This is a genomic window from Bartonella sp. MR90HLJMH, assembly GCF_042194115.1.
Taxonomy (GTDB): Bacteria; Pseudomonadota; Alphaproteobacteria; order Rhizobiales; family Rhizobiaceae; genus Bartonella; species Bartonella grahamii.
The window spans coordinates 128,055-153,936 of record NZ_JBHIMM010000006.1 but is presented as its reverse complement, the minus strand read 5'-3'; the positions used below and the strand labels follow the sequence as shown (position 1 = coordinate 153,936).

General features: G+C 38.0%; 21 protein-coding genes, 2 tRNA genes and 1 pseudogene. 23 read left to right on the top strand and 1 reads right to left on the bottom strand.

The window, feature by feature from the left end; all coding sequences use genetic code 11:
* Window positions 1-194, top strand: a pseudogene (locus ACFIJ9_RS05865) (XRE family transcriptional regulator); the annotation flags it as partial.
* A gap of 89 nt (window positions 195-283) precedes the next feature.
* On the opposite strand, the gene ACFIJ9_RS05860 reads toward ACFIJ9_RS05865, so the two are convergent.
* A tRNA-Val gene (locus ACFIJ9_RS05860) sits at window positions 284-359 on the bottom strand.
* A 173-nt stretch (window positions 360-532) separates the two neighbouring features.
* Here ACFIJ9_RS05860 and ACFIJ9_RS05855 point away from each other — a divergent pair.
* The 22 genes from ACFIJ9_RS05855 (at window position 533) to mfd (ending at window position 25,434) form a co-directional block, all read left to right on the top strand.
* Window positions 533-609: transfer RNA gene (locus tag ACFIJ9_RS05855), tRNA-Asp, on the top strand.
* 298 nt (window positions 610-907) lie between these two features.
* Window positions 908-1,273: an NADH-quinone oxidoreductase subunit A gene (locus ACFIJ9_RS05850; RefSeq protein WP_005773599.1), complete on the top strand. Its 366-nt coding sequence runs from the start codon at window positions 908-910 to the stop codon at window positions 1,271-1,273.
* Window positions 1,264-1,845, top strand: a complete 582-nt coding sequence (locus ACFIJ9_RS05845; RefSeq protein ID WP_375636124.1) for a NuoB/complex I 20 kDa subunit family protein — start codon at window positions 1,264-1,266, stop codon at window positions 1,843-1,845. The genes ACFIJ9_RS05850 and ACFIJ9_RS05845 overlap by 10 nt, the downstream gene beginning before the upstream one ends.
* A gap of 17 nt (window positions 1,846-1,862) precedes the next feature.
* A complete protein-coding gene (locus tag ACFIJ9_RS05840; protein WP_375636129.1) occupies window positions 1,863-2,456 on the top strand; it encodes an NADH-quinone oxidoreductase subunit C in 594 nt (197 codons plus the stop codon).
* A 124-nt stretch (window positions 2,457-2,580) separates the two neighbouring features.
* The gene (locus tag ACFIJ9_RS05835; RefSeq protein WP_273787995.1) at window positions 2,581-3,771 is read left to right on the top strand and encodes an NADH-quinone oxidoreductase subunit D; all 1,191 of its coding nucleotides are present in this window, start codon (window positions 2,581-2,583) and stop codon (window positions 3,769-3,771) included.
* Window positions 3,771-4,424 (top strand): NADH-quinone oxidoreductase subunit NuoE, encoded by a 654-nt coding sequence (gene nuoE, locus ACFIJ9_RS05830; protein ID WP_015856354.1) that lies wholly within the window; start codon window positions 3,771-3,773, stop codon window positions 4,422-4,424. Before ACFIJ9_RS05835 ends, nuoE begins: the two co-directional genes overlap by 1 nt.
* A gap of 165 nt (window positions 4,425-4,589) precedes the next feature.
* Window positions 4,590-5,897 carry an NADH-quinone oxidoreductase subunit NuoF gene (gene nuoF, locus ACFIJ9_RS05825; RefSeq protein ID WP_375636123.1) on the top strand — a complete coding sequence of 436 codons (1,308 nt, stop codon included), beginning with the start codon at window positions 4,590-4,592 and terminating at the stop codon, window positions 5,895-5,897.
* A gap of 63 nt (window positions 5,898-5,960) precedes the next feature.
* Entirely contained in the window at window positions 5,961-8,030 is a 2,070-nt protein-coding gene (gene nuoG / locus ACFIJ9_RS05820) for an NADH-quinone oxidoreductase subunit NuoG (protein ID WP_375636122.1), read from the top strand.
* A gap of 21 nt (window positions 8,031-8,051) precedes the next feature.
* Window positions 8,052-9,098: an NADH-quinone oxidoreductase subunit NuoH gene (nuoH, locus tag ACFIJ9_RS05815; protein WP_375636128.1), complete on the top strand. Its 1,047-nt coding sequence runs from the start codon at window positions 8,052-8,054 to the stop codon at window positions 9,096-9,098.
* A 14-nt stretch (window positions 9,099-9,112) separates the two neighbouring features.
* Window positions 9,113-9,604, top strand: coding sequence for an NADH-quinone oxidoreductase subunit NuoI (nuoI, locus tag ACFIJ9_RS05810; protein ID WP_375636121.1), 492 nt, complete (start codon window positions 9,113-9,115; stop codon window positions 9,602-9,604).
* 94 nt (window positions 9,605-9,698) lie between these two features.
* Window positions 9,699-10,319, top strand: coding sequence for an NADH-quinone oxidoreductase subunit J (locus ACFIJ9_RS05805; protein ID WP_375636120.1), 621 nt, complete (start codon window positions 9,699-9,701; stop codon window positions 10,317-10,319).
* Window positions 10,320-10,333: 14 nt separating this feature from the next.
* Window positions 10,334-10,642, top strand: coding sequence for an NADH-quinone oxidoreductase subunit NuoK (nuoK, locus tag ACFIJ9_RS05800; protein ID WP_015856359.1), 309 nt, complete (start codon window positions 10,334-10,336; stop codon window positions 10,640-10,642).
* 6 nt (window positions 10,643-10,648) lie between these two features.
* Window positions 10,649-12,613, top strand: a complete 1,965-nt coding sequence (gene nuoL, locus ACFIJ9_RS05795) for an NADH-quinone oxidoreductase subunit L (RefSeq protein WP_375636127.1) — start codon at window positions 10,649-10,651, stop codon at window positions 12,611-12,613.
* Window positions 12,613-14,082 carry an NADH-quinone oxidoreductase subunit M gene (locus ACFIJ9_RS05790; RefSeq protein ID WP_273787991.1) on the top strand — a complete coding sequence of 490 codons (1,470 nt, stop codon included), beginning with the start codon at window positions 12,613-12,615 and terminating at the stop codon, window positions 14,080-14,082. The genes nuoL and ACFIJ9_RS05790 overlap by 1 nt, the downstream gene beginning before the upstream one ends.
* A gap of 17 nt (window positions 14,083-14,099) precedes the next feature.
* Entirely contained in the window at window positions 14,100-15,554 is a 1,455-nt protein-coding gene (gene nuoN, locus ACFIJ9_RS05785) for an NADH-quinone oxidoreductase subunit NuoN (protein WP_015856362.1), read from the top strand.
* Entirely contained in the window at window positions 15,554-16,363 is an 810-nt protein-coding gene (locus tag ACFIJ9_RS05780) for a biotin--[acetyl-CoA-carboxylase] ligase (RefSeq protein ID WP_375636119.1), read from the top strand. Before nuoN ends, ACFIJ9_RS05780 begins: the two co-directional genes overlap by 1 nt.
* Window positions 16,364-16,409: 46 nt before the next feature.
* Complete coding sequence (locus ACFIJ9_RS05775; RefSeq protein ID WP_375628442.1) at window positions 16,410-18,086, top strand: ribonuclease J; 1,677 nt, start codon at window positions 16,410-16,412, stop codon at window positions 18,084-18,086.
* Between the two features lie 202 nt (window positions 18,087-18,288).
* A complete protein-coding gene (gene proS / locus ACFIJ9_RS05770; protein WP_375636118.1) occupies window positions 18,289-19,614 on the top strand; it encodes a proline--tRNA ligase in 1,326 nt (441 codons plus the stop codon).
* An 11-nt stretch (window positions 19,615-19,625) separates the two neighbouring features.
* Window positions 19,626-20,894, top strand: a complete 1,269-nt coding sequence (locus tag ACFIJ9_RS05765; protein ID WP_375636117.1) for a lipoprotein-releasing ABC transporter permease subunit — start codon at window positions 19,626-19,628, stop codon at window positions 20,892-20,894.
* Window positions 20,894-21,574, top strand: coding sequence for an ABC transporter ATP-binding protein (locus ACFIJ9_RS05760; protein WP_375636116.1), 681 nt, complete (start codon window positions 20,894-20,896; stop codon window positions 21,572-21,574). Before ACFIJ9_RS05765 ends, ACFIJ9_RS05760 begins: the two co-directional genes overlap by 1 nt.
* A 66-nt stretch (window positions 21,575-21,640) precedes the next feature.
* Window positions 21,641-21,928, top strand: coding sequence for a succinate dehydrogenase assembly factor 2 (locus ACFIJ9_RS05755; protein WP_375636115.1), 288 nt, complete (start codon window positions 21,641-21,643; stop codon window positions 21,926-21,928).
* Window positions 21,929-21,933: 5 nt separating this feature from the next.
* A complete protein-coding gene (gene mfd / locus ACFIJ9_RS05750; protein ID WP_375636114.1) occupies window positions 21,934-25,434 on the top strand; it encodes a transcription-repair coupling factor in 3,501 nt (1,166 codons plus the stop codon).
* Window positions 25,435-25,882: the final 448 nt, after the last annotated feature.

Here is a 25,882-nt window from a genome sequence, read left to right as displayed (position 1 = left end):
AGGTAGCAGAAATTTTGAGAAGAGAATCGGATGCTTGTCGCAAAAGCATCATAATAAAGCCTTCTACTCCGTTGCAACGTGAAACTGTTGTTGCGTTTATGAGACTTTTAGATGGCTCACATCAAGAAACGTTAGCAGACTTCAAAGAAACATTAGAAACATTGTACGAAGCATGCTTTATAAAGAAATGTTAGAAAATCCTATACCATCACTTCTATTTACGCATCCCTCACAGTAAAAAACATATGAAATATCAACAACTTAATATGAATATAAAGCTATATGGTGGGCGATGAGAGACTCGAACTCCCGACATCCTCGGTGTAAACGAGGCGCTCTACCAGCTGAGCTAATCGCCCAATGCAATGATTAGCAATTGAATGGGAACTCTTTAAGGAAAAATTTTTCTAAACGCAAGAATAAAGATAGTATTTGATAATTTTTTTTAAAAATGCATAATCCTTCTTGACATAAACGCATGAACCCCTTACACGACCGCTTGTACCAAATTAAATTGGTTCGAAAAAAATGCGCGGGTGTAGCTCAGTTGGTTAGAGTGCTGGCCTGTCACGCCGGAGGTCGCGGGTTCGAGCCCCGTCACTCGCGCCATTTCGTGATTCCTTGTGAAATTTCCTTTTTAAAATATCCATATAGTATTGAGTGTGGTGGTGGAGTATTTGATTGGGGGATGATATGTTTTTTCTTTCTTTTTATATGGTTTATAATAATAGGGCTTGCGTCTTTCTTTGCTCTGCGTTACCTATGCCGACAAGAAAAGTATCGCTCTATATGCCTTTGAAGCAGTATGAATAGAATTAATAGAGCGATTATTAAATTTGTCTGTTTGGTCTCGCAATATTGAATCATTGTGTTAAACTCAGGCATTTCGTTACGATGGAAGAGGGTTATGGCTTATTTATTGAGCTCTTATTTACCGGTCTTGATTTTCATTATTGTGTCAGCTGTTATTGCTGGAGTTTTGTTGATTACACCTTACATTGTAGCATATCGTTCCCCTGATCCTGAAAAGTTATCGGCTTATGAATGTGGGTTTAATTCATTTAGTGATGCACGCATGAAGTTTGATATTCGTTTCTATTTGGTATCAATTTTATTTATTATTTTTGATCTTGAAGTTGCTTTTCTTTTTCCTTGGGCTGTTTCATTCGAATCAATAGGTATGTTTGGCTTTTGGTCTATGATTGTGTTTTTAGCAATTTTGACTATTGGGTTTATATATGAATGGAAAAAAGGAGCCCTTGAATGGAATTAGGATCTAATAATTCAACGATTGCTGCTCCAAAACCAAAAGGAATCATTGATCCCAATACTGGTGAGCTGATAGGGTCTGACGATAAGTTTTTTCGTGATCTTAATGCTGAATTATCAGATAAGGGATTTTTAGTTACCTCGGCAGATGCTTTGGTTACTTGGGCACGTACCGGTTCTTTAATGTGGATGAGTTTTGGTTTGGCATGTTGTGCTATCGAAATGATGCAATGCTCAATGCCTCATTATGATAATGAGCGTTTTGGATATGCGCCACGAGCTTCACCCCGTCAGTCAGATGTGATGGTGGTTGCAGGTACTCTAACAAATAAGATGGCTCCTGCTTTAAGAAAAGTGTACGATCAGATGCCAGAGCCACGTTATGTGATTTCTATGGGATCATGTGCAAACGGTGGGGGATATTATCATTATTCCTATTCAGTAGTGCGTGGATGTGATCGTATCGTGCCTGTCGATATATATGTTCCAGGGTGCCCACCTACAGCAGAGGCATTATTATACGGCATATTGTTGCTACAGAAAAAAATCCGTCGTACCGGATCCATAGAGCGATAGAGAGTTTTCTTGTCATGATGGATAAAACTTTGGTTGAACTTGCTGCTTATTTGGAAAACAAGTTAAAAAATAAGCTTGAAGAGACTGTTATTGCTTTTGGTGAATTGACCATTGTGGCACGTCTTGACGCAATTATCGATGTCTTAATGTTTGTTCGTGATGATTCGCGCTGTCAATTTATTAATCTCACAGACATTAGTGGTGTGGATTATCCTTCTCGCGATAAGCGCTTTGATGTTTCTTACCAATTGTTATCTCCTCGTGAGAATTTACGCTTACGTGTAAAAGTTCGTACGGATGAAAATACTCCTGTTGCTTCAGCTTGTACGGTTTATCCTGGCGCAGAGTGGTATGAACGTGAAACGTATGATATGTATGGGATTTTATTTTCAGGACATCCGGATTTGAGACGGATTTTAACAGATTATGGGTTTGAAGGATATCCTTTACGCAAAGACTTTCCTGTGACAGGATTTGTTGAATGTCGTTATGATAATGAAGCAAAGAGGGTAATTTATGAGCCTGTTGTTTTGCGTCAAGAGATGCGTAATTTTGATTTTCTTTCTCCTTGGGAAGGAGGACAGTATACTTTGCCATGTGATGAAAAATAATAATATTTGTTTTGATAAGGCATTATATTAGAGTACTGTATTTCTTAAATAATTAAATATTTTTTAGTATGATAGATTTTTTTGACATTTGATATGAAGTTTTTTAAAAAGCAAGGGGTTGATTGTGGCTGAGGTCAATGTTCGAAACTTTAATATCAATTTTGGTCCGCAGCATCCTGCCGCGCATGGGGTTTTGCGCATGGTTTTGGAGTTGGACGGTGAAGTTGTTGAGCGTGTAGATCCACATATTGGGTTATTGCATCGCGGTACCGAAAAATTAATGGAAACAAAAACTTATCTTCAAGCGGGTCCTTATCTAGATCGTTTGGATTATGTTGCTCCTATGAATCAGGAACATGCTTTTGTCCTTGCTATTGAAAAGTTATTGGATATTAAAGTTCCTAAAAGAGGGCAATTAATACGTGTTTTGTTTTCTGAAATTGGGCGTATTCTTAATCATTTGCTTAATGTAACGACACAGGCAATGGATGTTGGTGCTTTAACACCACCTCTTTGGGGGTTTGAGCAACGTGAAAGATTGATGATTTTTTATGAGCGTGCCTGTGGCGCACGTCTTCATGCAAATTATTTTCGTCCTGGTGGTGTGCATCAAGATTTACCAGAATCTTTAGTTGAAGATATAGGTAATTTTATTGATCCTTTTCTTGTTGCTCTTGGTAAACTTGATGCGCTTGTAACGCCAAATCGGATTTTTAAGCAGCGTAATGTGGATATTGGCGTGGTAACTATTGATGAAGCTTGGGCACGTGGTTTTTCTGGGGTTATGATTCGTGGGGCTGGTGTTCCATGGGATTTACGTAAAAGCCAACCTTACGAATGTTATGATGAAATGGAATTTGATATTCCTGTAGGTAAGAATAGCGATTGTTATGATCGTTATCTTATTCGTATGGAAGAAATGCGTCAATCAGCAAAAATTATGCGCCAATGTGTGGAGCGTTTGCTGAGTACTGAAAAAAATGGACCGGTTTCGAGCTTGGATCGCAAGATTGTACCACCGAAACGGAGTGAAATGAAAAGTTCGATGGAAGCACTGATTCATCATTTCAAGCTTTATACGGAAGGTTTTCATACGCCTCCTGGAGAAGTATATGTTGCTGTGGAAGCTCCGAAAGGGGAGTTTGGTGTTTATCTTGTTTCTGATGGAACCAATAAGCCTTATCGTGTAAAGTTGCGTGCTCCTGGGTTTGCGCATCTCCAAGCTATGGATTTTTTAACCAGAGGTCATATGCTGGCGGATGCTACAGCTATTTTGGGTTCGATTGATATTGTTTTTGGGGAGGTTGATCGCTAATGTCCGTACGCCGTCTTGCAGATGATGTTTATCAGCCCGCTGAGTTTTCTTTTACAAAAGAAAATCAGATATGGGTAAAAAATACTATAGAGAAATATCCTGTAGGGCGTGAGCAGTCTGCTGTAATTCCATTATTAATGCGTGCTCAAGAGCAAGATGGTTGGGTGACACGTGCCGCGATTGAGCATATTGCTCAGATTCTTTCCATGGCTTATATTCGTGTTCTGGAAGTTGCAACTTTTTACACTCAGTTTCAGCTTAAGCCTGTTGGAACAAAAGCGCATATTCAAGTTTGTGGTACGACCCCTTGTATGTTACGTGGATCTGGTGAATTGATTAAAGTTTGTCAGAAAAAAATTCATCATGAACCTTTTGTTACCAATCAGGATGGAACCTTATCATGGGAAGAGGTAGAATGTCTTGGTGCTTGTGTGAATGCTCCGATGGTTATGATTTTTAAAGATACTTATGAAGATCTTACAGCTGAGCGTCTTGAAGAAATTATTGATGCATTTGAAGCTGGGAAAGGTTCTGAGATAGCGGTTGGTCCGCAAAGTAGCCGTAAGTCGTCGGAACCGATTAGTGGTTTAACTTCTCTTATTGATGATGAGAAAGAAAAAAAGATCTCTCAAGTCTTCACCAAAAAAGGATAAGGAAAGAGTGGGAACATAATTAAGTATTTTTCTTGAAAAAATATTTTATTATTCTACCCATGATGACAACATTTAATGAAAAGTAAGAAGTCTTGAAAAGATATTTAAAAATTGCATTTGAGGAAAAGCGGAAAATGCTATGGGTAATAGAAAAAAAGGTGGGGTATGCTAGCTGATAAAGATCGTATCTTCACCAATCTGTATGGTTTAAAAGACAAATCATTAAAGGCTGCGATGTTGCGTGGGCATTGGAATGGTCTGAAAGAGATGATTGACAAAGGTCGTGATTGGATCATTGATGAGGTGAAGGCATCGGGTTTACGCGGTCGTGGTGGTGCTGGTTTTCCTACCGGAATGAAGTGGTCCTTTATGCCAAAGCAGAATGATGGTCGTCCTCATTATTTGGTTGTCAATGCCGATGAATCTGAACCTGGAACTTGTAAAGACCGTGATATTTTACGTCATGACCCCCATACTTTGATTGAAGGATGTGCAATCGCTACTTTTGCTATGGGAGCCAATGTTGCTTTTATTTATATTCGTGGTGAATATATTCGTGAACGTGAAGCGCTACAAGCTGCCGTTGATGAATGCTATGATGCAGGTTTACTTGGCAAAAAAACGAAATATGGGCATGCTTGTGATATTATTATTCATCATGGAGCTGGTGCTTATATTTGTGGTGAAGAAACAGCTCTTCTTGAAAGTCTTGAGGGAAAAAAGGGACAACCTCGGCTTAAACCACCATTTCCTGCCAATATGGGGATTTATGGCTGTCCAACAACAGTAAATAATGTAGAGTCCATTGCTGTTGTTCCAACGATTTTGCGGCGGGGTGCTTCGTGGTTTTCGTCAATCGGACGAGCAAATAATGTTGGAACGAAATTGTTTATGGTTTCAGGGCATGTTAATGCACCTTGTACATTTGAAGACGCTCTTGGTGTTTCATTCCGTGAATTAATTGAAAAACATACGGGTGGTGTTCGTGGTGGGTGGAATAATCTTTTAGCAGTTATTCCAGGGGGGGCTTCTTGTCCAGTCGTCCGTGGTGAGGATATGATCGATGCGATCATGGATTTTGATGGGATGCGAGATGTCGGGTCTTCTTTTGGCACGGGGGGAATGATTGTTATGGATAAATCAACCGATATTATCAAGGCAATTTGGCGTATAGCTGCTTTTTTCAAGCACGAGAGTTGTGGTCAGTGTACTCCGTGTCGTGAGGGGACGGGTTGGATGATGCGTCTTTTAGGGCGTATGGTTGAGGGAAGAGCACAAAAACGCGAGATTGATCTTTTGTTTGAAGTGTCTAAACAGGTTGAAGGACACACTATTTGTGCGCTTGGTGATGCTGCCGCATGGCCTGTACAGGGGTTGATACGTAATTTTCGTCCGGAAATCGAGCGTAGAATTGATGAATACACGCGAAATGTAGTCCAAAGCAAAAACATTGCTTTAGAAGCAGTAGGATAGAAGATTTTTTAAAGAGCAGCCGAATGCAAATTTTAAGTGGGTTATCCGCAGGTTGGATGGGTGATGATAAATATCAAAGTTGATGGCAAAGAGATTGAAGTTCCTGATTACTACACGTTGCTTCAGGCTGCTGAGGCGGCTGGGGCAGAAATTCCACGTTTTTGTTTTCATGAATCTTTGTCAATTGCTGGAAATTGTCGTATGTGTTTGGTTGAGGTTAAGGGTGGTCCTCCAAAACCTCAGGCTTCTTGTGCTATGGGGGTTCGTGATTTACGATTAGGGCCTAACGGTGAAGCACCTGAGATTTTTACCAATACGGCGATGGTAAAAAAAGCACGTGAAGGTGTTATGGAATTTCTTCTCATTAATCATCCTTTGGATTGTCCAGTGTGTGATCAAGGGGGAGAATGCGATCTTCAAGATCAAGCAATGCTTTATGGACGAGATTGTTCTCGTTATACAGAAAATAAGCGTGCTGTAGAAGATAAATATATTGGACCTCTTGTCAAAACTGTCATGACACGGTGTATTCATTGTACACGGTGTGTTCGTTTTACAACGGAAGTTGCAGGTATTTCTGAGCTTGGTTTGATCGGTCGTGGTGAAGATGCTGAAATTACGACGTATCTTGAAAAAGCTATGACATCTGAATTACAGGGAAATGTTATTGATCTTTGTCCGGTGGGAGCTTTAACTTCAAAACCTTATGCGTTTCATGCTCGTTCGTGGGAATTGGTAAAAACGGAATCGATTGATGTGATGGATGCGCTTGGTAGTGCGATCCGTATTGATAGTCGTGGCCGTGAAGTTATGCGGATTATGCCGCGTACGAATGAAGATGTAAATGAGGAATGGATCTCTGATAAAACGCGTTTTATTTGGGATGGATTACGGACTCAGCGGCTTGATAGGCCATATGTGCGCAAAGAAGGAAAGCTTCAACCTGTCAGTTGGACAGAAGCTTTTGCAAAAATTAAAATGGTGGTTTCTAAAACCTTGCCAGAAAAAATTGGAGCGATTGCTGGAGATCTCGCGTCTGTTGAGGAAATGTACGCACTTAAAACATTGCTTCTTTCATTGGGCTCAACGCTTTTTGATTGTCGCCAAAGAGGGGGGGCTTTATCGCCTGAGTTTGGGCGTTCGAGTTATATTTTTAATCCTACAATTGCAGGTATTGAACAGGCTGATGCACTGCTTATTGTGGGATCTAATCCACGTCATGAAGCGGCTGTTTTAAATGCGCGTATTTTTAAGCGCCAACGGATGGGAAATTTTCCTATTGCATTAATTGGAGAGAAAGTCGATTTACGTTATCCTTATTCTTATCTTGGATCTGGGAGTGATACATTAACGACACTTATTCGTGGAGAGGATGTTTTTTTTAATGTCTTAAAAGAAGCGAAGAGGCCCCTTATTCTTATCGGAGAGGGGGCTGTTTCAGGAAATGAAGGTTTATCTGTTTTAAAAAGTCTTGCTAAATTAGCTGACAATATTGGTGCTCTTAGTGAAGAATGGAATGGGTTTGGGGTTCTTCATAATGCAGCATCGATTGTTGGAGGATTGGACATAGGCTTTACTTCTAAACTTGGGGTTGCAAATATTCTTAAAACCTGTGAAGTTTTATTTTTACTTGGTGCTGATGAAGTAGAATTAGCCAATACAAAAGCTTTTACAGTTTATATTGGTAGCCATGGTGATAATGGTGCACATGCTGCTGATGTTATTTTGCCTGCATCTGCTTACACTGAAAAATCAGGGCTTTATGTGAATACAGAAGGACGTGTTCAAATGACAAATCGGGCTGGTTTTGCTCCAGGTGAAGCAAAAGAAGATTGGGCTATTTTGCGTGCTTTATCGGATATTTTAGGACAAAGGCTCCCTTTTGATTCTCTTTCTCAATTAAGACAATGCTTGTTTAATGATTATCCACACCTTTGTGCTGTTGATGATATAGTACCTTCTGATATAAGTGGTCTTAAGGCGCTTGGTTCAAAAATGGTTTCTCTAGAGAGTCAAATTTTTACTTCTATGGTTAAAGACTTTTATTTAACAAATCCGATAGCACGTGCTTCTGCTGTTATGGCTGAATGTTCATCTCTTACAAAAAACCGTGCTACGCAAACTGTAAAGTAAGGCAAAGGAAAAGGAATAATGATGTATGATTTCTTTATGACTTGGCTGTTGCCATTACTCATTATAGTTGGAAAAACACTTCTTCTTTTGGTCGTTCTTTTGATCTTAGTTGCTTATCTTCTTTACGCAGATAGAAAGATTTGGGCTGCGGTACAATTGCGTCGTGGACCAAACGTTGTTGGTCCATGGGGTTTGTTACAGTCTTTTGCAGATTTAATTAAATTTGTTGTTAAGGAGCCTATTATCCCTGCAGGTGCAAATAAGGGTGTTTTTCTTTTGGCTCCTTTTGTTTCAGCGACACTTGCTTTATCAACTTGGGCTGTTATTCCTGTCAATGAGGGCTGGGAAGTTGCAAAAATTAATGTTGGTTTGCTTTATATCTTGGCTATTTCATCTCTTGAAGTTTACGGTGTCATTATGGGGGGGTGGGCGTCAAACTCTAAATATCCTTTCTTAGGGGCTCTTCGTTCCGCTGCACAGATGGTTTCTTATGAGGTTTCAATTGGGTTTGTGCTTGTAACCGTCATTTTAGTGAGTGGTTCATTGGATCTTACAACAATTGTTCATAAACAAAGTTCTGGAATTGGTACAACTCTTGGTCTTCCTTTTAACAGCTTTCTCGATTGGAACTGGTTGGTCCTTTTTCCAATGTTTATTATATTTTTTATTTCTGCGCTCGCAGAGACAAACCGTCCTCCTTTTGATTTGGTTGAAGCTGAATCTGAACTTGTAGCTGGTCATATGGTAGAATATTCTTCAACGCCTTACATGCTTTTCTTTCTTGGTGAATATGTTGCGATTGTTTTAATGTGCGCATTAACAACCATTCTATTTTTAGGCGGTTGGCTGCCACCCTTAGATGTTTGGTGGCTTAATTGGATTCCTGGTATCATTTGGTTTGTTTTAAAAGTCTGTTTTGTATTTTTTTGGTTTGCTATGGTTAAAGCATTTGTTCCACGTTATCGCTATGATCAGCTCATGCGGCTTGGTTGGAAGGTTTTTCTTCCTCTCTCACTAGCAATGGTTGTGATAACTGCTGCTTTTTTAAAGTTTACGGATTTCGTTTAAGAGGAGATTTTACGATGTCAGGTTTTATTCATGCGGCAAAGTCACTTCTTCTATTGGAATTTGTGAGTGCTTTTTTCTTAGCCATGCGTCAATTTTTTTCACCAAAGCCCACGATTAATTATCCTTATGAAAAAGGTTTTGTATCTCAGCGTTTTCGCGGTGAGCATGCATTGCGTCGCTATCCAAATGGTGAAGAACGGTGTATTGCTTGTAAATTATGTGAAGCAATTTGCCCTGCGCAAGCGATTACAATTGAGGCTGGACCGCGACGTAATGATGGTACGCGTAGAACTGTTCGTTATGATATCGATATGGTTAAGTGTATCTACTGCGGTTTTTGTCAAGAGGCTTGTCCGGTAGAGGCTATTGTTGAAGGTCCAAATTTTGAATTTGCAACAGAAACGCGTGAAGAACTCTATTATGATAAAGAAAAGCTTTTAATGAATGGAGATCGTTGGGAGCGAGAAATTGCTCGAAATATATTGATGGATGCGCCTTATCGTTAAGTGTATCGTTAAATGAGGTGTCGGATATTTTTCCGATAAATTGTAATCTGGTATGAAGTTTATACCAATTGTTTGAATATTTGAGGAGAAGCCTATGCTAACAGATCTAGCGGCGGCATTTTTCTATTTGTTTGCTTTTATTATGCTAACAAGTGCAGTTATTGTTATTACAGCACGCAATCCAGTGCATTCTGTTTTGTTTTTAATCCTCGCATTTTTTAATGCAGCGGCTTTATTTTTGCTTGCAGGAGCAGAGTTTTTAGGGCTTATTCTGCTTGTTGTGTATGTTGGAGCTGTCGCTGTTTTATTTTTATTTGTCGTTATGATGCTTGACGTTGATTTTGCTGAATTAAAGAGTGGAACTCTTCGGTATGCTCCTATTGGAGCTCTTATTGGTGTTATTATCGCTGTAGAATTGATTGTTGTTTTTGTGAGTAGCTATTTTTCTCCAGACTTGAGAACGCATGTTACCCAACCAATGCCAGATTTAGCGCAGCGAACAAATACACAAGCATTAGGTGATATTCTCTATACGGATTATGTTTTTTATTTTCAAATTGCTGGAATGATTTTATTGGTTGCAATGATTGGGGCTATTGTTTTAACACTTCGTCATAAATTAGGAGTAAAGCGGCAATCTATTGCGGAGCAAGTTTCTAGAACGGTAGAAAGTGCCATTGAAATCAAACAAGTTGAATCAGGCAAAGGTATGTAAGGGGGGCTATGTAGATGTATATTGATATTACACATTATCTCACTGTTTCTGCTTTGATGTTTACAATTGGTATTGCTGGAATTTTTCTCAACAGAAAAAACGTAATTATTATCTTGATGTCCATTGAGCTTATATTGCTTTCAGTTAATCTCAATTTTGTTGCATTTTCAGCATTTCTTCATGATCTCGTTGGTCAGATATTCGCTTTGTTTGTCTTAACCGTAGCAGCTGCTGAAGCTGCCATTGGTTTAGCAATTCTGGTCGTTTTTTTCCGTAATCGTGGTTCCATTGCGGTTGAAGATGTTAATGTAATGAAAGGCTAACCAGTGATGTATTATACGATTGTCTTTCTTCCGCTTTTGGGTTTTTTAATTGCTGCACTAGGTGGAAAAACGATAGGAGATCGTGCGAGTGAATTGATAACATGTAGCTTTATGCTTGTTGTTGCCATATTATCGTGGATAGCATTTTTCAGTATTGCACTTGGTCATATTCCAGCGATTGATGTCTTGGTATTACATTGGCTTACTATTGGTGACTTAAGCTTTAATTGGGCTTTACATGTTGATGTATTAACAGCTGTCATGCTTATTGTTGTGAACAGTGTTTCGGCATTGGTACATATTTATTCAATTGGTTATATGCACCATGACCCTTCAAGGTCTCGTTTTTTTTCTTATCTTTCTTTGTTTACATTTATGATGCTTATGTTGGTCACATCCAATAATTTGATTCAGATGTTTTTTGGATGGGAAGGTGTCGGACTTGCTTCTTATTTACTCATTGGTTTTTGGTTTCAGCGTGATTCTGCTAATAAGGCCGCAATGAAAGCTTTTGTAGTTAATCGTGTTGGAGACTTTGGTTTTCTCTTAGGAATCTTTAGTATTTTTGTTTTATTCCAATCGGTTGATTTTGCTTCCATTTTTGCAAAAGCTGCAAACAATAACTTTATACAAAATATGACATTTTTAGGTTGGCAATTTGATGGGCAGACGGCAATTACCATTACATGCCTTTTATTATTTATTGGTGCGATGGGAAAATCAGCACAATTTCTTTTACATACTTGGCTGCCTGATGCAATGGAAGGACCAACCCCTGTATCAGCGCTTATTCATGCCGCTACAATGGTAACGGCTGGTGTTTTTATGGTTGCGCGTATGTCGCCAATTTTTGAACTTTCTTCAACTGCTTTGACCGTGATTATTATTGTTGGAGCAACAACAGCGTTTTTTGCAGCAACTGTGGGGTTGGTGCAGAATGATATTAAACGTGTTATTGCTTATTCTACATGCTCTCAGCTCGGTTATATGTTTGTGGCTTTAGGTGTTGGAGCTTATGGCGCTGCTGTCTTTCATCTTTTTACGCATGCTTTTTTTAAAGCCTTATTGTTTCTTGGTGCAGGTTCTGTCATTCATGCTGTATCTGATGAACAAGATATGCGAAAAATGGGTGGGTTACGCAAACATATAAAAGTCACCTATTGGATGATGATGGTCGGGACCATTGCATTGACAGGTGTTGGAATTCCAGGAACACTTTTCGGGACTGCAGGTTTTTTCTCAAAAGATGCGATTATAGAGTCTGCTTTTGTATCCCATAATATTGCTTCAGGATATGCTTTTTATCTTCTTGTTTTTTCAGCTTTATTAACAAGTTTCTATTCATGGCGGCTTATCTTTATGACATTCCATGGTAAACCACGGGCAACAGTTGATGTTATGCATCATGTTCATGAATCACCTCCAGTTATGTTGATTCCACTCTTTCTTTTATCTATTGGAGCAATATTTTCTGGTGTCGTTTTCCAACCTTACTTTTTTGGTGACTTGTATAATGCTTTTTGGAAGGGAGCATTATTTACAAGCAGCCACAATCACATTCTTCATGATGCCCACCATGTCTTTAATTGGGTAAAATGGTCGCCATTTATAGCGATGGTTCTTGGGTTTATTTTAGCTTATTTATTTTATGTTTCTATTCCATCTCTTCCTAAGAAAATGGTTCGTATTATGCCAGGAGCATATAATTTTCTTTACCAAAAATGGTATTTCGATCAATTATATAACTTTTTGTTTGTTCGTCCTACCTTTAGAATTGGTTCTTTTCTTTGGAAAGTGGGAGACGGTAAGATTATTGATGGTCTAGGTCCTAATGGTATCGCAGCGCGTGTTGTTGATATTACAAATAGAATTGTTCGATTGCAAACAGGCTATCTTTACCACTATGCATTTGCAATGCTTATCGGCGTTGCATTACTCATTACATGGATGATGATCGGGGGCGTAAACTAATGACCGATTGGCCTATTCTTTCTACGGTTACATTTTTGCCACTTGTTGGTGTGCTTCTGATTTTGTTTATCAAAGATGATAGTGAAGTAGCACGCCATAATATACGTAATGTTGCATTTTTTACGACTTTATTTGTTTTTATTATTTCTTTAATTATTTGGATAGGATTTGATTCTAGCAACCCAAATTTTCAAATGGTTGAAAAGTCCAGTTGGTTAGGAGGGGGCATTAGCTATCATATGGGGGTTGATGGTATTTCTATTCTTTTTGTTGTTCTCTCGGCTTTTCTTTTGCCTTTTTGTATTTTAGCAAGTTGGGAAAATGTTAAAGAGAGATTAAAGGCTTATATGATTGCATTTCTTCTTCTAGAAGTTGCGATTATTGGCGTTTTTTGTGCTCTTGATGCAATGCTATTCTATGTTTTTTTTGAAGGCAGCCTTATTCCAATGTTTATCATTATAGGTGTATGGGGTGGAGCACGTCGTGTTTATGCAAGTATAAAGTTTTTCTTATATACTTTACTTGGTTCAGTGCTTATGCTGGTTGCTCTTATGGCTATGTATTGGGAGGCTGGGACACTTGATATACCAACTTTACTCAATTACCAGTTTCCTGCTCATATGCAAATATGGTTATGGCTTGCATTTTTTGCTTCTTTCGCAGTTAAAATGCCAATGTGGCCAGTTCATACATGGCTCCCTGATGCTCACGTGGAAGCACCGACAGCGGGTTCCGTTATTTTAGCTGGTGTCTTACTCAAATTAGGTGGGTATGGTTTTCTTCGTTTTTCTTTGCCTATGTTTCCTATCGCTTCAGCAGATTTTGCACCTTTGATTTTTACATTATCGCTTATCGCTATTATTTATACGTCGTTGGTTGCACTTGTTCAAAATGACATCAAAAAGCTTATTGCTTATTCTTCAATAGCGCATATGGGGTATGTGACAATGGGCATTTTTTCTGCGAATGAACAAGGGATACAAGGGGCTATTTATCAGATGCTATCCCATGGAATTGTTTCAGCAGCGTTGTTTCTTTGTGTTGGGGTTATCTATGATCGCTTGCATACACGTGAAATTTCAGCGTTTGGTGGTTTAGTGAATAATATGCCTAAATATGCTGTTGTTTTCTTAATTTTTACTATGGCAAATGTTGGTTTGCCTGGAAGCTCAGGATTTTTGGGTGAATTTTTAACCTTAATAGGTGTTTTTCAAGTAAATAAATTGGTTGTTGTTTTAGCAACAACAGGTGTTATCTTATCGGCAGCCTATGCCCTTTATCTTTACCGGCGTGTGGTGTTTGGTTCCTTGGATAAAGAGAATTTAAAAGTATTAATAGATCTTTCTTTAAGAGAAAAATTCATCCTTTATCCAATGGTTATTCTTACAATATTCTTTGGTATCTATCCAACGCCTATTCTTAAAGCAACGGCGTTTTCCGTAGAAACCCTCATCAATAAACTGCACTAGATAAGGGAAGAACGCACATGCAAACTGAAATAATAGCGCAATTAGTCTTAATTCTTCCGGAGCTTTTAATCGCATTAGGAGCTGTCGTGTTGCTTATGATTGGTGTTTATTCCAATACACGTGCTTCTTTAACAGTGACAGGTTTAGCCATGGCACTTCTTGTGGCAACCATTATTATTCTTATAGTTTTTCCGAAAAATGGTTCATTTCAAACCAATGCGCTCGTTATCGATTCCTTTAGTCGTTATATGAAAATTTTAATGCTTATTGGTGCACTCTTTTCTCTTATCATGTCTGTTGGTTTTGCCAATGCACAAAAGTTTAATATATTTGAATTTCCAGTGCTTGTTCTTTTAGCAACCCTTGGAATGATGTTTATGATTTCAGCGGGTAATATGCTGTCACTTTATATGGGGTTAGAACTGCAATCTTTAGCTTTATATGTTTTAGCAGCGATTAATCGTAATAATGTAAAATCTTCTGAAGCCGGTATAAAATACTTTGTTTTAGGAGCATTATCTTCAGGATTGCTGCTTTATGGTATTTCATTGCTTTATGGTTTTACGGGTCAAATTGGTTTTCACGAAATTGCTGTTGCTTTAAAAAGTGAAAATTTGCAATTGGGAGTTATCTTTGGAATTGTTTTTATTTTAGCTGGTTTGGCTTTCAAAATTTCTGCTGTTCCATTTCATATGTGGACACCTGATGTTTATGAAGGAGCGCCAACACCGATTACAGCATTTTTTGCTGGTGCCCCTAAAGTTGCTGCAATGGCTTTAATCATCCGTATTATTGTGATGACCTTTATTCCCCTAGGGCATGTTGATAATGTGATGCCTGCATGGCAACAAATTTTGGTCTTCATGGCGATTGCATCAATGATACTTGGTGCATTTGCTGCAATTGGTCAAAATAACATTAAGCGATTAATGGCTTATTCGTCGATCAGTCATATGGGCTATGCACTTGTTGGTTTATCTGCTGGAGATATGCTAGGAATAAAAAGTGTTATTCTTTATATGACGATTTATCTTGGAATGACGATTGGCTCGTTTGCTTTTATTCTTGGAATGCGCTCTCAGAATGGCAATGTTGAAAATATTTATGATCTTTCAGGGTTAGCAAAGACAAATCCGTTTATGGCTATTGTTATGACAATACAGCTTTTCTCGTTAGCCAGTGTACCACCTATGGCTGGTTTTTTTGGGAAGTGGTATACATTTTCTGCTGCTGTCCATGCTGGTCTGACGCCACTTGCAGTCGTTGGGATGATAGCATCTGTCGTTGGAGCTTTTTACTATTTACGAGTCATTAAAATTATGTGGTTTGATGACGCAAAAGCGCATTTTGTTGCTTTATCGAATGAGCTTCAATTTTGTCTCGGTCTTTCTGCATTGTTTATTTTATTTTATACACTTTTTGGAGTTTGGTTTGCTGAATTAGCAGAAAAAGCAGCAGCTGCATTGTTTTAATGAATATGGTTTATATTTTATCAGATTTTGCTCAAGAACAAGGATACACTATTGAAGTGTACGATAGTGTTGACTCAACAAATCTCATTGCGCAACGAAAAGCGCAAACTGGTCATCAAGGTAATCTTTGGATTGTTGCACAAGAACAATCACAGGGAAGAGCAAGAAGAGGGAGGACTTGGTCTAGTCCCAAAGGGAACCTTTATTCTAGTCTTCTATTAATTGATGATATTGTTCATCAAACTGCAGCTCAACTTGGTTTTGTTGCTGGAATAAGTGTGGCAGAGGCAATAAAACAATTGATAAAAGATGAAAAGCAGACAGACAATATTGTGAGTTTAAAATGGCCAAACGATATTTTGCTCAGAGGAGCAAAAAGCTCTGGAGTTTTGCTTGAGATTTTAAAATTGTCATCACAACAATATGCATTGGTTATTGGTATTGGAATAAATGTGAAATATAATTATGAAAATGCACCCTATCCCACTTCAAGCTTAAAGAATATCGGTTTGCATATTGAAGCAGAACAATTATTTACGGTTTTGACGGAGTATTTTTCTAAAAATTACCTTCTTTGGAAACAACCAAAAGGATGTGAAATAATCCGAAAAAAATGGCTTTTATATTCTGCTCACCTTGGGAAACATGTCAAAGTGGTGAATGATGAAAAAGTCATTGAGGGTGTTTTTGATGGTCTTGATAGTGATTTTAACTGCATCATAAAGCAAAAAAATGGTCAGACAGCCATTATAACAGCTGGAGATGTTCATTTTGGTTCGGCTGCTTCTATTAATGCAGGTCGTTATTAAAAAATTATTTTACCATCAGATACCTTAATGATTTTGGGAGATATTTATGGTTGCAGCTAATAAGAATGAGTTTGTTTTTTTACCTCTGGGGGGTGTAGGTGAAATAGGGATGAATTTAGCTGCTTACGGATTTGGTCCCCAACATCTTCGTGAATGGCTGCTGGTTGATATGGGAATTAGTTTTGCTGGTTCTGAATTACCAGGAGTCGACCTTGTTTTTCCTGATATTCGTTTTCTAGAAAGTGAAAAACATAATATACGGGGTCTTGTTTTAACACATGCACATGAAGATCATTATGGGGCCGTTCTTGATTTATGGCCAAAGTTACAAGTTCCAATTTACTGTACGCCTTTTACAGCAGGATTATTGGAAACTAAAAAACAATTAGATTTTGAATCTCAAAAAATTTTACTCAATATTTTTCAAGCTGGTGATTGTTTTCAGGTAGGTTCCTTTGCTGTAGAGGCTATAGCTGTTAACCATTCAATACCAGAATCTGTATCTTTAGCAATTACAACCTCTTTGGGGACTGTGATTCATACTGGTGATTGGAAAATTGATCATACTCCTTCACTTGGGGCTGTGACGAATGAAAAAAGATTTCGTGCGTTAGGAAAAAAAGGTGTTTTAGCATTACTTTGTGATTCTACAAATGCGTGTCGGGATGGTATATCTCCATCAGAGCAGCAGGTTCAAGCCAGTCTTTCTGAGATTATTTCCAAAGCTGAAGGGCGCGTTGCAATAGCAACTTTTTCTTCTAATATTGGTCGGATACGTTCTATTGCTCTTGCAGCTGAAGCTGCTGGACGTAAGGTGCTTGTCATTGGGCGCTCCCTTAAGCGAAGTATTATGGTTGCACAAGAGCTTGGTTATATGAATGGTTTAGCACCATTTGTAACGGAAGATGATTATGGTTACATTTTGCGAAAAGATCTTGTTTTAATTGTCACAGGGAGCCAAGGTGAGCCATGTGCTGCTTTGGCTAAACTGTCACGTGATGGAATGAGAAATATTGCACTTTCTGCTGGTGATACCGTTATTTATTCATCACGAAGTATTCCAGGAAACGAAAAAGCGATTATTGAGGTACAAAATCGTTTCATTGATTTGGGTATTGAAATTATCACGAATGAAGATGCACTTGTTCATGTTTCAGGTCATCCTCGTCGTTCAGAACTTTTGCAGATGTATGATTGGGTAAAGCCACAGATACTTGTTCCTGTACATGGGGAAGCAATGCATCTTAAGGCTCAAGCAACTTTAGCGCGTCAAGCGGGTATTAAAATTGTTACAGATATCAGAAATGGACATATGTTACGTTTTGCACCAGAGCCTGTAGAAGTTGTTGATCAAGTTCCTGTTGGCCGCATCTATAAGGATGGTTGCCTAATTGGAGATGAAAATGAACTAGGGATTCGTGAACGTCGCAAACTAAGTTATGCTGGTCATGTTACTATTTCTCTCCATATAAATAGTAAGCATGAATTATTAGGGGATATAGGTCTAACAACATTCGGGTTACCTGAAAGTAATGGAAAGGGAGAAAGTTTAAAAGATATTCTTTTAGATATTATAGAAAATACAGTTTATAATATCCCACGCATGAAACAGAAAAATAATGAACTTATTCGAGAGGCAACACGACGTGCTGTGAGAGCGGCTGTTCATGAAATTTGGCAAAAAAAACCTATCTGTACAGTTTTTTTACATCGGTCAAAATAAGGAACTTTCATATTACGTTATTTAAAAAGAGAAGAGCATTTTTATTTTATTGCTAAATAAGAAAAATAGAGAATAAAGCCCAATAAATTTTTAAATAGTAAGATCGTTATATTTGCAAGTATTCAGAATGCGGATATAGATGAATAGAGGGTGTGATAAATTGTTTCGATATGATAGGTGTGATTAGGAGTTAATTATTTCAATGCGTCTTTCTCAATATTTCCTTCCACTTTTAAAAGAGAATCCTAAGGAAGCAGAGATTGTTTCTCATCGGCTCATGTTGCGTGCCGGTATGATTCGCCAACAAACATCAGGAATTTATTCTTGGCTTCCTTTGGGAAAAAAAGTGCTTGATAAAGTTTGTAGAATTATTCGTGAGGAGCAAGAACGTGCGGGTGCAATAGAAATATTGATGCCTACAATTCAATCTGCTGATCTTTGGCGTGAAAGCGGTCGTTATGATGATTATGGTTTGGAAATGCTTCGCATTAAAGATCGTCAAAAGCGTGATTTACTTTATGGTCCAACCAATGAAGAGATGGTAACAGATATTTTTCGCTCATATGTTCGTTCTTATAAAGATCTTCCACTTAATTTGTATCATATTCAATGGAAATTTCGTGATGAAATTCGCCCACGTTTTGGTGTGATGCGGGCACGAGAATTTTTAATGAAAGATGCTTATTCTTTTGATCTTGATTATGAAGGCTCTAAAACATCTTATAATCGTATGTTTGTTGCTTATTTACGCACTTTTTCTCGTCTTGGCTTAAAAGCAATCCCTATGCGTGCAGATACAGGTCCAATAGGGGGGAAACTCAGTCATGAATTTATCATTTTGGCTGAAACGGGAGAGAGCGCTATCTTCTGTGATAAACAATTTCTTGAACTTACTGTTCCTGATAGTTCAATCGATTTTAGTGATAAAGCTGTTTTAGATGATATCGTTAAACAATGGACATCTTTTTATGCAGCGACGGAAGAAATGCATAATGAAGAGGAGTGGGCTAAAGTTTCTGATCATAGTCGTCTTTCAGCGCGTGGTATTGAAGTCGGGCATATTTTCCACTTTGGCACGAAATATTCTGCTCCAATGGGAGCAAAAGTTATGGGACAAGATGGAAAAGAGCATGTAGTCTCTATGGGATCTTATGGTATTGGACCTTCGCGTCTTGTTGCGGCCGCTATAGAGGCTTCTCATGATGAAAATGGTATTATTTGGCCAAAGTCGATGGCACCGTTTGATTTTGGGATTATCAATATGAAATCCGATGATGAAAAATGCACGAAGGCATGTGAGTTTCTCTATCAGGGATTAAAGGAGGCTGGTTTTGATCCATTATTAGATGATAGAAATGAACGTCCTGGATCAAAATTTGCAACAATGGATTTGATTGGTTTGCCAACGCAAATCATTGTTGGTCCTAACAGCATTGCACAAAATGAAGTTGAAATTAAAGATCGAAAAACAGGTGTAAAAAAATCTCTAAAGGTTGAAGATGTACTCAGCCAACTTTCTATGAATTAATAGGAAATGTTATGAAGAGGCTGAAAGACAAATGGTTTTCATCTTATGAGTGGATGATCGCTTTTCGTTACATGATTCCCAATAAAAAACATGTCGTTGCATCTGTTATTTCAATTATTTCTCTTATTGGGATTATGTTGGGCGTATTTGCTCTGGTTGTTGTTATGGCGGTGATGAATGGCTTTCGTACAGAGCTTCTCAATCGTATTCTTGGTATGAATGGGCATCTTATTGTTCAAACAGTTGATTCTGGTTTTTCTGATTATAAGACTCTTATTTCTTCTTTAGAATCTACAAATGGTGTAAAGTTTGCTTTGCCTGTTATTGAAGGTCAAGCGCTTGTTCAAGGTGAAGTTCAAGGTGGCTCTGGCGCATTAGTTCGTGGTATGCGCAAACAAGATCTAGAAAAGCTTAAAACAGTCTCTCAAAACATTAAATTAGGATCGATTTCTCGGTTTGATGAAGAAGAAGGTGTTGCAATTGGAAGTGGCTTAGCAGAAAAATTGGGGCTGACAGTTGGAAGAGATATTCGTATTATTACTCCAGATGGTGATGAGACTCCTTTTGGCGTTACCCCACGCGTGAAAGCTTATAGAGTCGTTGCTATTTTTGAAGTTGGTATGTCTGAATATGATTCAATATTTATCTTTATGCCTCTCCATGAAGCACAAATGTTTTTTAATTTGGGAGATAAGGTTCAGTCTTTAGAATTATTTCTAAATGATCCTGATGCTGTTGATCAAATAAAACCTGTTGTAGAAAAAACAGTTGATCAACAGGTCTATTTAATTGATTGGCGTACACGCAATCAGGCTTTTTTTTCAGCCTTACAGATTGAACGAAATGTTATGTTTTTCATTCTTTCTCTGATCGTTCTTGTTGCTGCTTTAAATATTATTTCAGGGCTGATTATGCTTGTAAAAGATAAAAGTCATGATATTGCGATTTTACGCACGATGGGGGCTCAACAGAGTGCGATTTTGCGTATATTTATCATTACAGGAATGATGATTGGTTTTATTGGAACTATATTGGGTTTAGTTTTAGGTGTTATCGCGACCGCGAATATTAATCATATCCAAGACTTTATATCTTGGTTATTTAATGTCGACGTTTTTAATCCTCAACTTTATTTTTTAACAAAATTGCCTGCACAAATTGACTGGAAACAGACAATCTTGGTTGCTATGATGGCTTTATTTTTGTCGTTTCTTGCTGCTCTCATTCCGGCATGGCGTGCTGCTAAGCTAGATCCCGTACAAGCTTTGAGGTATGAATAATGACAGCTATTTTAGAGCTTGTAGAGATTGAAAGACACTTTTTCGAGAGTCATAAGCCGCTTATTGTTTTAGATAAAGCGAATTTTATTCTTAATCGTGGAGAGCTTGTCGCACTTGTTGCACCATCTGGTGCTGGAAAATCAACACTTCTTCATATTGCTGGATTATTAGAAAAACCAACAGCTGGTGATGTGATGTTACGGGGTGTTTCTTGTGCAAAGCGCTCTGATAGTGAGCGAACAGCTATAAGACGAAATGATATTGGTTTTGTTTATCAATTTCATCATTTACTTCCAGAGTTTACGGCGTTAGAAAATGTCATGGTACCGCAAATGATAGCAGGATTAAAAAAATCCATAGCAGAAGATCGTGCGCGCAAATTATTGACGTATCTGCGTATTTCTCATCGCGCTAACCATCGTCCCTCAGAGTTATCGGGAGGAGAACAACAACGTGTTGCTATTGCACGTGCAGTAGCAAATGGCCCTTCGGTTCTTTTGGCTGATGAACCTACAGGAAATCTTGATCCAGTAACTTCAGCTTATGTCTTTCAAGCTTTGTCTATCCTTGTTCGTCAGTCGGGTCTTTCTGCTCTTATTGCAACACATAATTACGCTTTGGCTAAGCAAATGCATCGTCGAATTACACTTAAAGAACAAAAGATTATAGAACTTCCTTAAAAGCAAGGTACAAATTTTATACTACTAATTGAATAGTTTATATTACTTTATTCAAGGAGATTTTTTATGACAGTTTTTGTCGTTGACAAAAATCAATTAGATGTGCGTCGTCGTCGATTGATTTTTCGTGCATGGCATCGCGGTATTCGTGAAATGGATCTCATTTTTGGACATTATGTCGATGCTCATATTGCTGAAATGAATGATAAAACGCTCTCTGAACTTGAATATATTATGTCTTTTGATGATCGTGATTTACTCACATGGATTACTGGAGAAGTTTTGCCACCCTCTGAAGTTGATAGTCCACTTTTTCGCGATATTGCCAATTATCGTATTTGCTTAAGTTATTAATCCTGATGCCTATATTTAAAAAAATTGTTATTCCCAAAAATAATTCTGTTCGTATGATTTTTGATGGAGTTCCTGATGGATTTGAAGCCTTTGCGCTTGCTAAATTAAGTTCAGAAATTGCACAAGGTAAACCACTCATCTATGTTGTCCGCGACGGAACAAAAATTGTTCATTTACAACAAGTTTTAAATTTTATTGAGCCCAATTTACCCATACTTCAATTTCCTGCATGGGATTGTTTGCCTTATGATCGTGTGTCACCAGGAATTGCTGTTATGGCACGTCGACTATCAGCATTGGCACACATAGCAAATTTACGTAAAGATCCACATCCTGCAATTATATTAACAACAGCAAATGCGATTATGCAAAAGTTACCTCCTCGTGAAATGATAGAAGCTCAGCTTATTCACGCACGTGTTGGCCAGCGCAATAACATGGGAAATCTTATTCAGTTTTTAGAAACCAATGGTTTTGAACGCGTTACGGTTGTCCGTGATGTTGGTGAGTTTGCTGTAAGAGGAGGAATACTTGATATCTTTTCTCCCATGGATGTTGAACCTTTACGTCTTGATTTTTTTGGAGATACCCTAGAAAGTATCCGCATATTTGATCCAGAAAGTCAAAGGACAACAGGTCAAAAAACTGAACTTTTATTACAGGCAATGAGTGAGGTTGTTCTTACACCAGAACGCATAAGCCGTTTTAAGAGCAATTATACCCGTACATTTGGTGTATCACAAAAAAATAACATGCTTTATGAAGCAATTGCTCAAGGTCGGCGTTTTGCCGGTATGGAACATTGGCTTCCATTTTTTTATGAAAACCTTGATAGTTTTTTTGACCATTGTGGTAACTTACCGATAGTTTTTGAGCATCTCATAGAAGAAGCCTTCATTGAGCGCTATCGTCTTATTGAGGACTATTATAACGCGCGCAAAGAGCGCGAAAATGATGAAAAAAATTCTACTTCTTATCACCCAATAGATCCTAGTCTTTTCTATTTAACGCCAGAGCGTGTTTTGGAGGGTGTGCAACAATCTTCACAGCGTATTGATTTTTCGCCTTTTAATATTCCACAAAGTTTGGAAAAAACTGTTATTCACACCAATGTTAAACAGGGATATGATTTTGTAAAAGAGCGTAATGCGCAGGAAAAAAATGTTTTTTCAAGTGTTGTTGATCATATCGCATCTTTACGCACTGCTGGTAAAAAAGTGCTTTTAGCGTGTTGGAGTGAAGGATCTCTCAATCGTTTGCTACAAGTTCTCGATGAGCATGGATTGAAAAAAATAGATGTTGCAAAATCCTTGCAAACTGTCAAAGCAACACCACGAGATCGCATATTAGCAGCTGTTATCATGATAGAACATGGTTTTGAGGCTGAAGATTTGGCTGTTATAGCAGAGCAAGATATCCTTGGCGATCGTTTTATAAGATCGCCAAAGCGGCGTAAAAATAATACAAATTTTATTTCTGAAATTTCTGCTTTAAATTCTGGTGATATTATTGTGCATATCGACCACGGTATTGGCCAATTTGTTGGTCTTAAAACCATCAAAACCACTGGAATTTTACGAGATTGTCTTGAAATTAGATATGCTGGAGGTGATTTACTCTTTTTACCTGTTGAAAATATTGAGCTTCTCTCACGTTATGGCTCAGAAGGAACAGAGGTAACTTTAGATAAATTAGGGGGTGTTGCTTGGCAAGCACGTAAAGCTCGGCTTAAAAAACATTTATTGGAAATGGCAGGGCAATTAATTCGTATAGCTGCAGAGCGTGTGACTCGTGCTGCGCCTGCTTTACTTCCACCAGTTGGACCATTTGATGAGTTTGTTGCTTGCTTTCCCTATGAAGAAACGGAAGATCAAATGAATGCAATTGATGCTGTTTTAGACGATTTAGCCTCAGGAAAGCCTATGGATCGCTTGATATGCGGTGATGTTGGTTTTGGAAAAACCGAAGTAGCCATTCGAAGTGCTTTTGTCGCAGCATTAAATGGATATCAGGTTGCTGTTGTTGTACCGACAACTTTGCTTTCACGTCAACATTACAAGACATTTATTTCGCGTTTTCAAGGATTACCGGTTAAAATTGGACATGCTTCAAGGCTTGTAAAAGCGAAAGAACTTGCACAAGTAAAAAAAGGTGTTTCAGATGGTACAATAGATATTGTCATTGGAACCCATGCATTATTAAGTGGTGCAGTTAATTTTTTACGGTTAGGCCTTCTCATCATTGATGAGGAGCAGCATTTTGGTGTCAAACACAAAGAGCGTTTAAAAGAGCTTAAAAGTGATATTCATGTTCTCACACTTTCAGCAACTCCCATACCACGCACTTTAGGGTTAGCATTATCGGGTGTACGTGAACTTTCATTGATAACAACGCCCCCCATTGATAGAATGGCGGTTCGTACTTTTATTTCACCTTTTGATGCACTTGTTATACGAGAGACCCTGCTTCGAGAATATTATCGTGGCGGACAAAGTTTCTATGTTTGTCCTCGTATTTCTGATCTGGCTTTTGTAGAAGAATATCTCAAAACACATGTGCCAGAACTTAAATTCGTTGTGGCTCATGGACAAATGCCGGCTGGACAACTTGATGATATTATGAATGCATTTTATGATGGGCAATATGATGTTTTGCTATCGACAACCATTATTGAATCTGGTCTTGATATTCCAACAGCCAATACCCTAATTGTGCATCGCGCTGAGATGTTTGGTCTTTCTGCACTCTATCAGTTACGAGGGAGGGTAGGGCGCTCAAAACAACGTGCTTATGCACTCTTTACATTTCCTGCTGGTAAAGTTTTAACAGCTGCTGCTGATCGCCGTCTTAAAGTTTTACAATCTCTTGACACCTTGGGGGCCGGTTTTCAATTGGCAAGCCATGACATGGATATCCGCGGTTCAGGCAATTTTTTAGGTGAAGAGCAATCGGGACATATTAAAGAAGTTGGATTTGAACTCTATCAAAAAATGCTTGAAGAAGCTGTTGCTGAATTAAAAGATGGAGAGCTAAATGAAGATAAGCAATGGTCTCCTCAAATTTCACTTGGTACAACAGTGATGATACCAGAAAGTTTCGTGCCTGACTTGCCATTACGTATGGGGCTTTATCGTCGTTTAACAGAACTTGATGATTTAGAACAAATTGATGAATTTGCAGCGGAGTTAATTGATCGCTTTGGTCCTTTACCGCTTGAAGTTCAACACCTTCTTAAAGTCTTTTATATCAAAACATTGTGTCGAAAAGCGCATGTAGAAAAATTGGATACTGGACCAAAGGGGATTGTTATACAGTTTCGCAATAATTATTTTGCAAATAGTGTTGCTCTTGTTCAGTGGGTTGGAAAACAAGGTTCGATGGCAAAAATTCGACCAGATCAAAGTATCGCTCTTATTCGTGATTGGTCCACAGCGGATGAAAGGCTTGTTGGAGCAGCGAATATTATGACACAGCTTGTCGAAATGGCAGAACAACATTCTGGTTAAAAACTTCTTTGTTGTTTCAGAATTGTTACTCATTTTTATAAAATTATTATAAAAAACAAATAGTTATTGATTTTTTATAAGAATAAAATTTAAGTTTATAATAAAAGAACTTCTTACATATTCATTTTGCGTTCTTCATCATAAGACATATTGATACAATGAAGAAAATAGCTTAGACGGTGTAACTGTAATAAATAGAACGTGCATATAAGTACCTTCTCTAAAAAGCAAAAATTTAAGCCAAGATAACATGCTTTCTTCATTACAAAAGTTGCTAACGATAGTTTTTTACTCCCTGTAATATATGGCATAAAAACGCTCACGCTGATTTATCTTCTAAGGAACAACACCAACATTAAAAAACAAAAGAAAGAATACTAAAGATAGCATACAATTTATTGAAGATAAGTATTTATATTTAGATATTTTGGGAAAAAATTTTTCTAAA

What these genes read in the sequence shown, in the direction of transcription:
- ACFIJ9_RS05850 (WP_005773599.1), top strand. Translation starts at nt 908, where the DNA reads ATGGCTTATTTATTGAGCTCTTATTTACCGGTCTTGATTTTCATTATT.
- ACFIJ9_RS05845 (WP_375636124.1), top strand. Translation starts at nt 1,264, where the DNA reads ATGGAATTAGGATCTAATAATTCAACGATTGCTGCTCCAAAACCAAAA.
- ACFIJ9_RS05840 (WP_375636129.1), top strand. Translation starts at nt 1,863, where the DNA reads ATGGATAAAACTTTGGTTGAACTTGCTGCTTATTTGGAAAACAAGTTA.
- nuoE (WP_015856354.1), top strand. Translation starts at nt 3,771, where the DNA reads ATGTCCGTACGCCGTCTTGCAGATGATGTTTATCAGCCCGCTGAGTTT.
- nuoF (WP_375636123.1), top strand. Translation starts at nt 4,590, where the DNA reads ATGCTAGCTGATAAAGATCGTATCTTCACCAATCTGTATGGTTTAAAA.
- nuoG (WP_375636122.1), top strand. Translation starts at nt 5,961, where the DNA reads ATGATAAATATCAAAGTTGATGGCAAAGAGATTGAAGTTCCTGATTAC.
- nuoH (WP_375636128.1), top strand. Translation starts at nt 8,052, where the DNA reads ATGTATGATTTCTTTATGACTTGGCTGTTGCCATTACTCATTATAGTT.
- nuoI (WP_375636121.1), top strand. Translation starts at nt 9,113, where the DNA reads ATGTCAGGTTTTATTCATGCGGCAAAGTCACTTCTTCTATTGGAATTT.
- ACFIJ9_RS05805 (WP_375636120.1), top strand. Translation starts at nt 9,699, where the DNA reads ATGCTAACAGATCTAGCGGCGGCATTTTTCTATTTGTTTGCTTTTATT.
- nuoK (WP_015856359.1), top strand. Translation starts at nt 10,334, where the DNA reads ATGTATATTGATATTACACATTATCTCACTGTTTCTGCTTTGATGTTT.
- nuoL (WP_375636127.1), top strand. Translation starts at nt 10,649, where the DNA reads ATGTATTATACGATTGTCTTTCTTCCGCTTTTGGGTTTTTTAATTGCT.
- ACFIJ9_RS05790 (WP_273787991.1), top strand. Translation starts at nt 12,613, where the DNA reads ATGACCGATTGGCCTATTCTTTCTACGGTTACATTTTTGCCACTTGTT.
- nuoN (WP_015856362.1), top strand. Translation starts at nt 14,100, where the DNA reads ATGCAAACTGAAATAATAGCGCAATTAGTCTTAATTCTTCCGGAGCTT.
- ACFIJ9_RS05780 (WP_375636119.1), top strand. Translation starts at nt 15,554, where the DNA reads ATGAATATGGTTTATATTTTATCAGATTTTGCTCAAGAACAAGGATAC.
- ACFIJ9_RS05775 (WP_375628442.1), top strand. Translation starts at nt 16,410, where the DNA reads ATGGTTGCAGCTAATAAGAATGAGTTTGTTTTTTTACCTCTGGGGGGT.
- proS (WP_375636118.1), top strand. Translation starts at nt 18,289, where the DNA reads ATGCGTCTTTCTCAATATTTCCTTCCACTTTTAAAAGAGAATCCTAAG.
- ACFIJ9_RS05765 (WP_375636117.1), top strand. Translation starts at nt 19,626, where the DNA reads ATGAAGAGGCTGAAAGACAAATGGTTTTCATCTTATGAGTGGATGATC.
- ACFIJ9_RS05760 (WP_375636116.1), top strand. Translation starts at nt 20,894, where the DNA reads ATGACAGCTATTTTAGAGCTTGTAGAGATTGAAAGACACTTTTTCGAG.
- ACFIJ9_RS05755 (WP_375636115.1), top strand. Translation starts at nt 21,641, where the DNA reads ATGACAGTTTTTGTCGTTGACAAAAATCAATTAGATGTGCGTCGTCGT.
- mfd (WP_375636114.1), top strand. Translation starts at nt 21,934, where the DNA reads ATGCCTATATTTAAAAAAATTGTTATTCCCAAAAATAATTCTGTTCGT.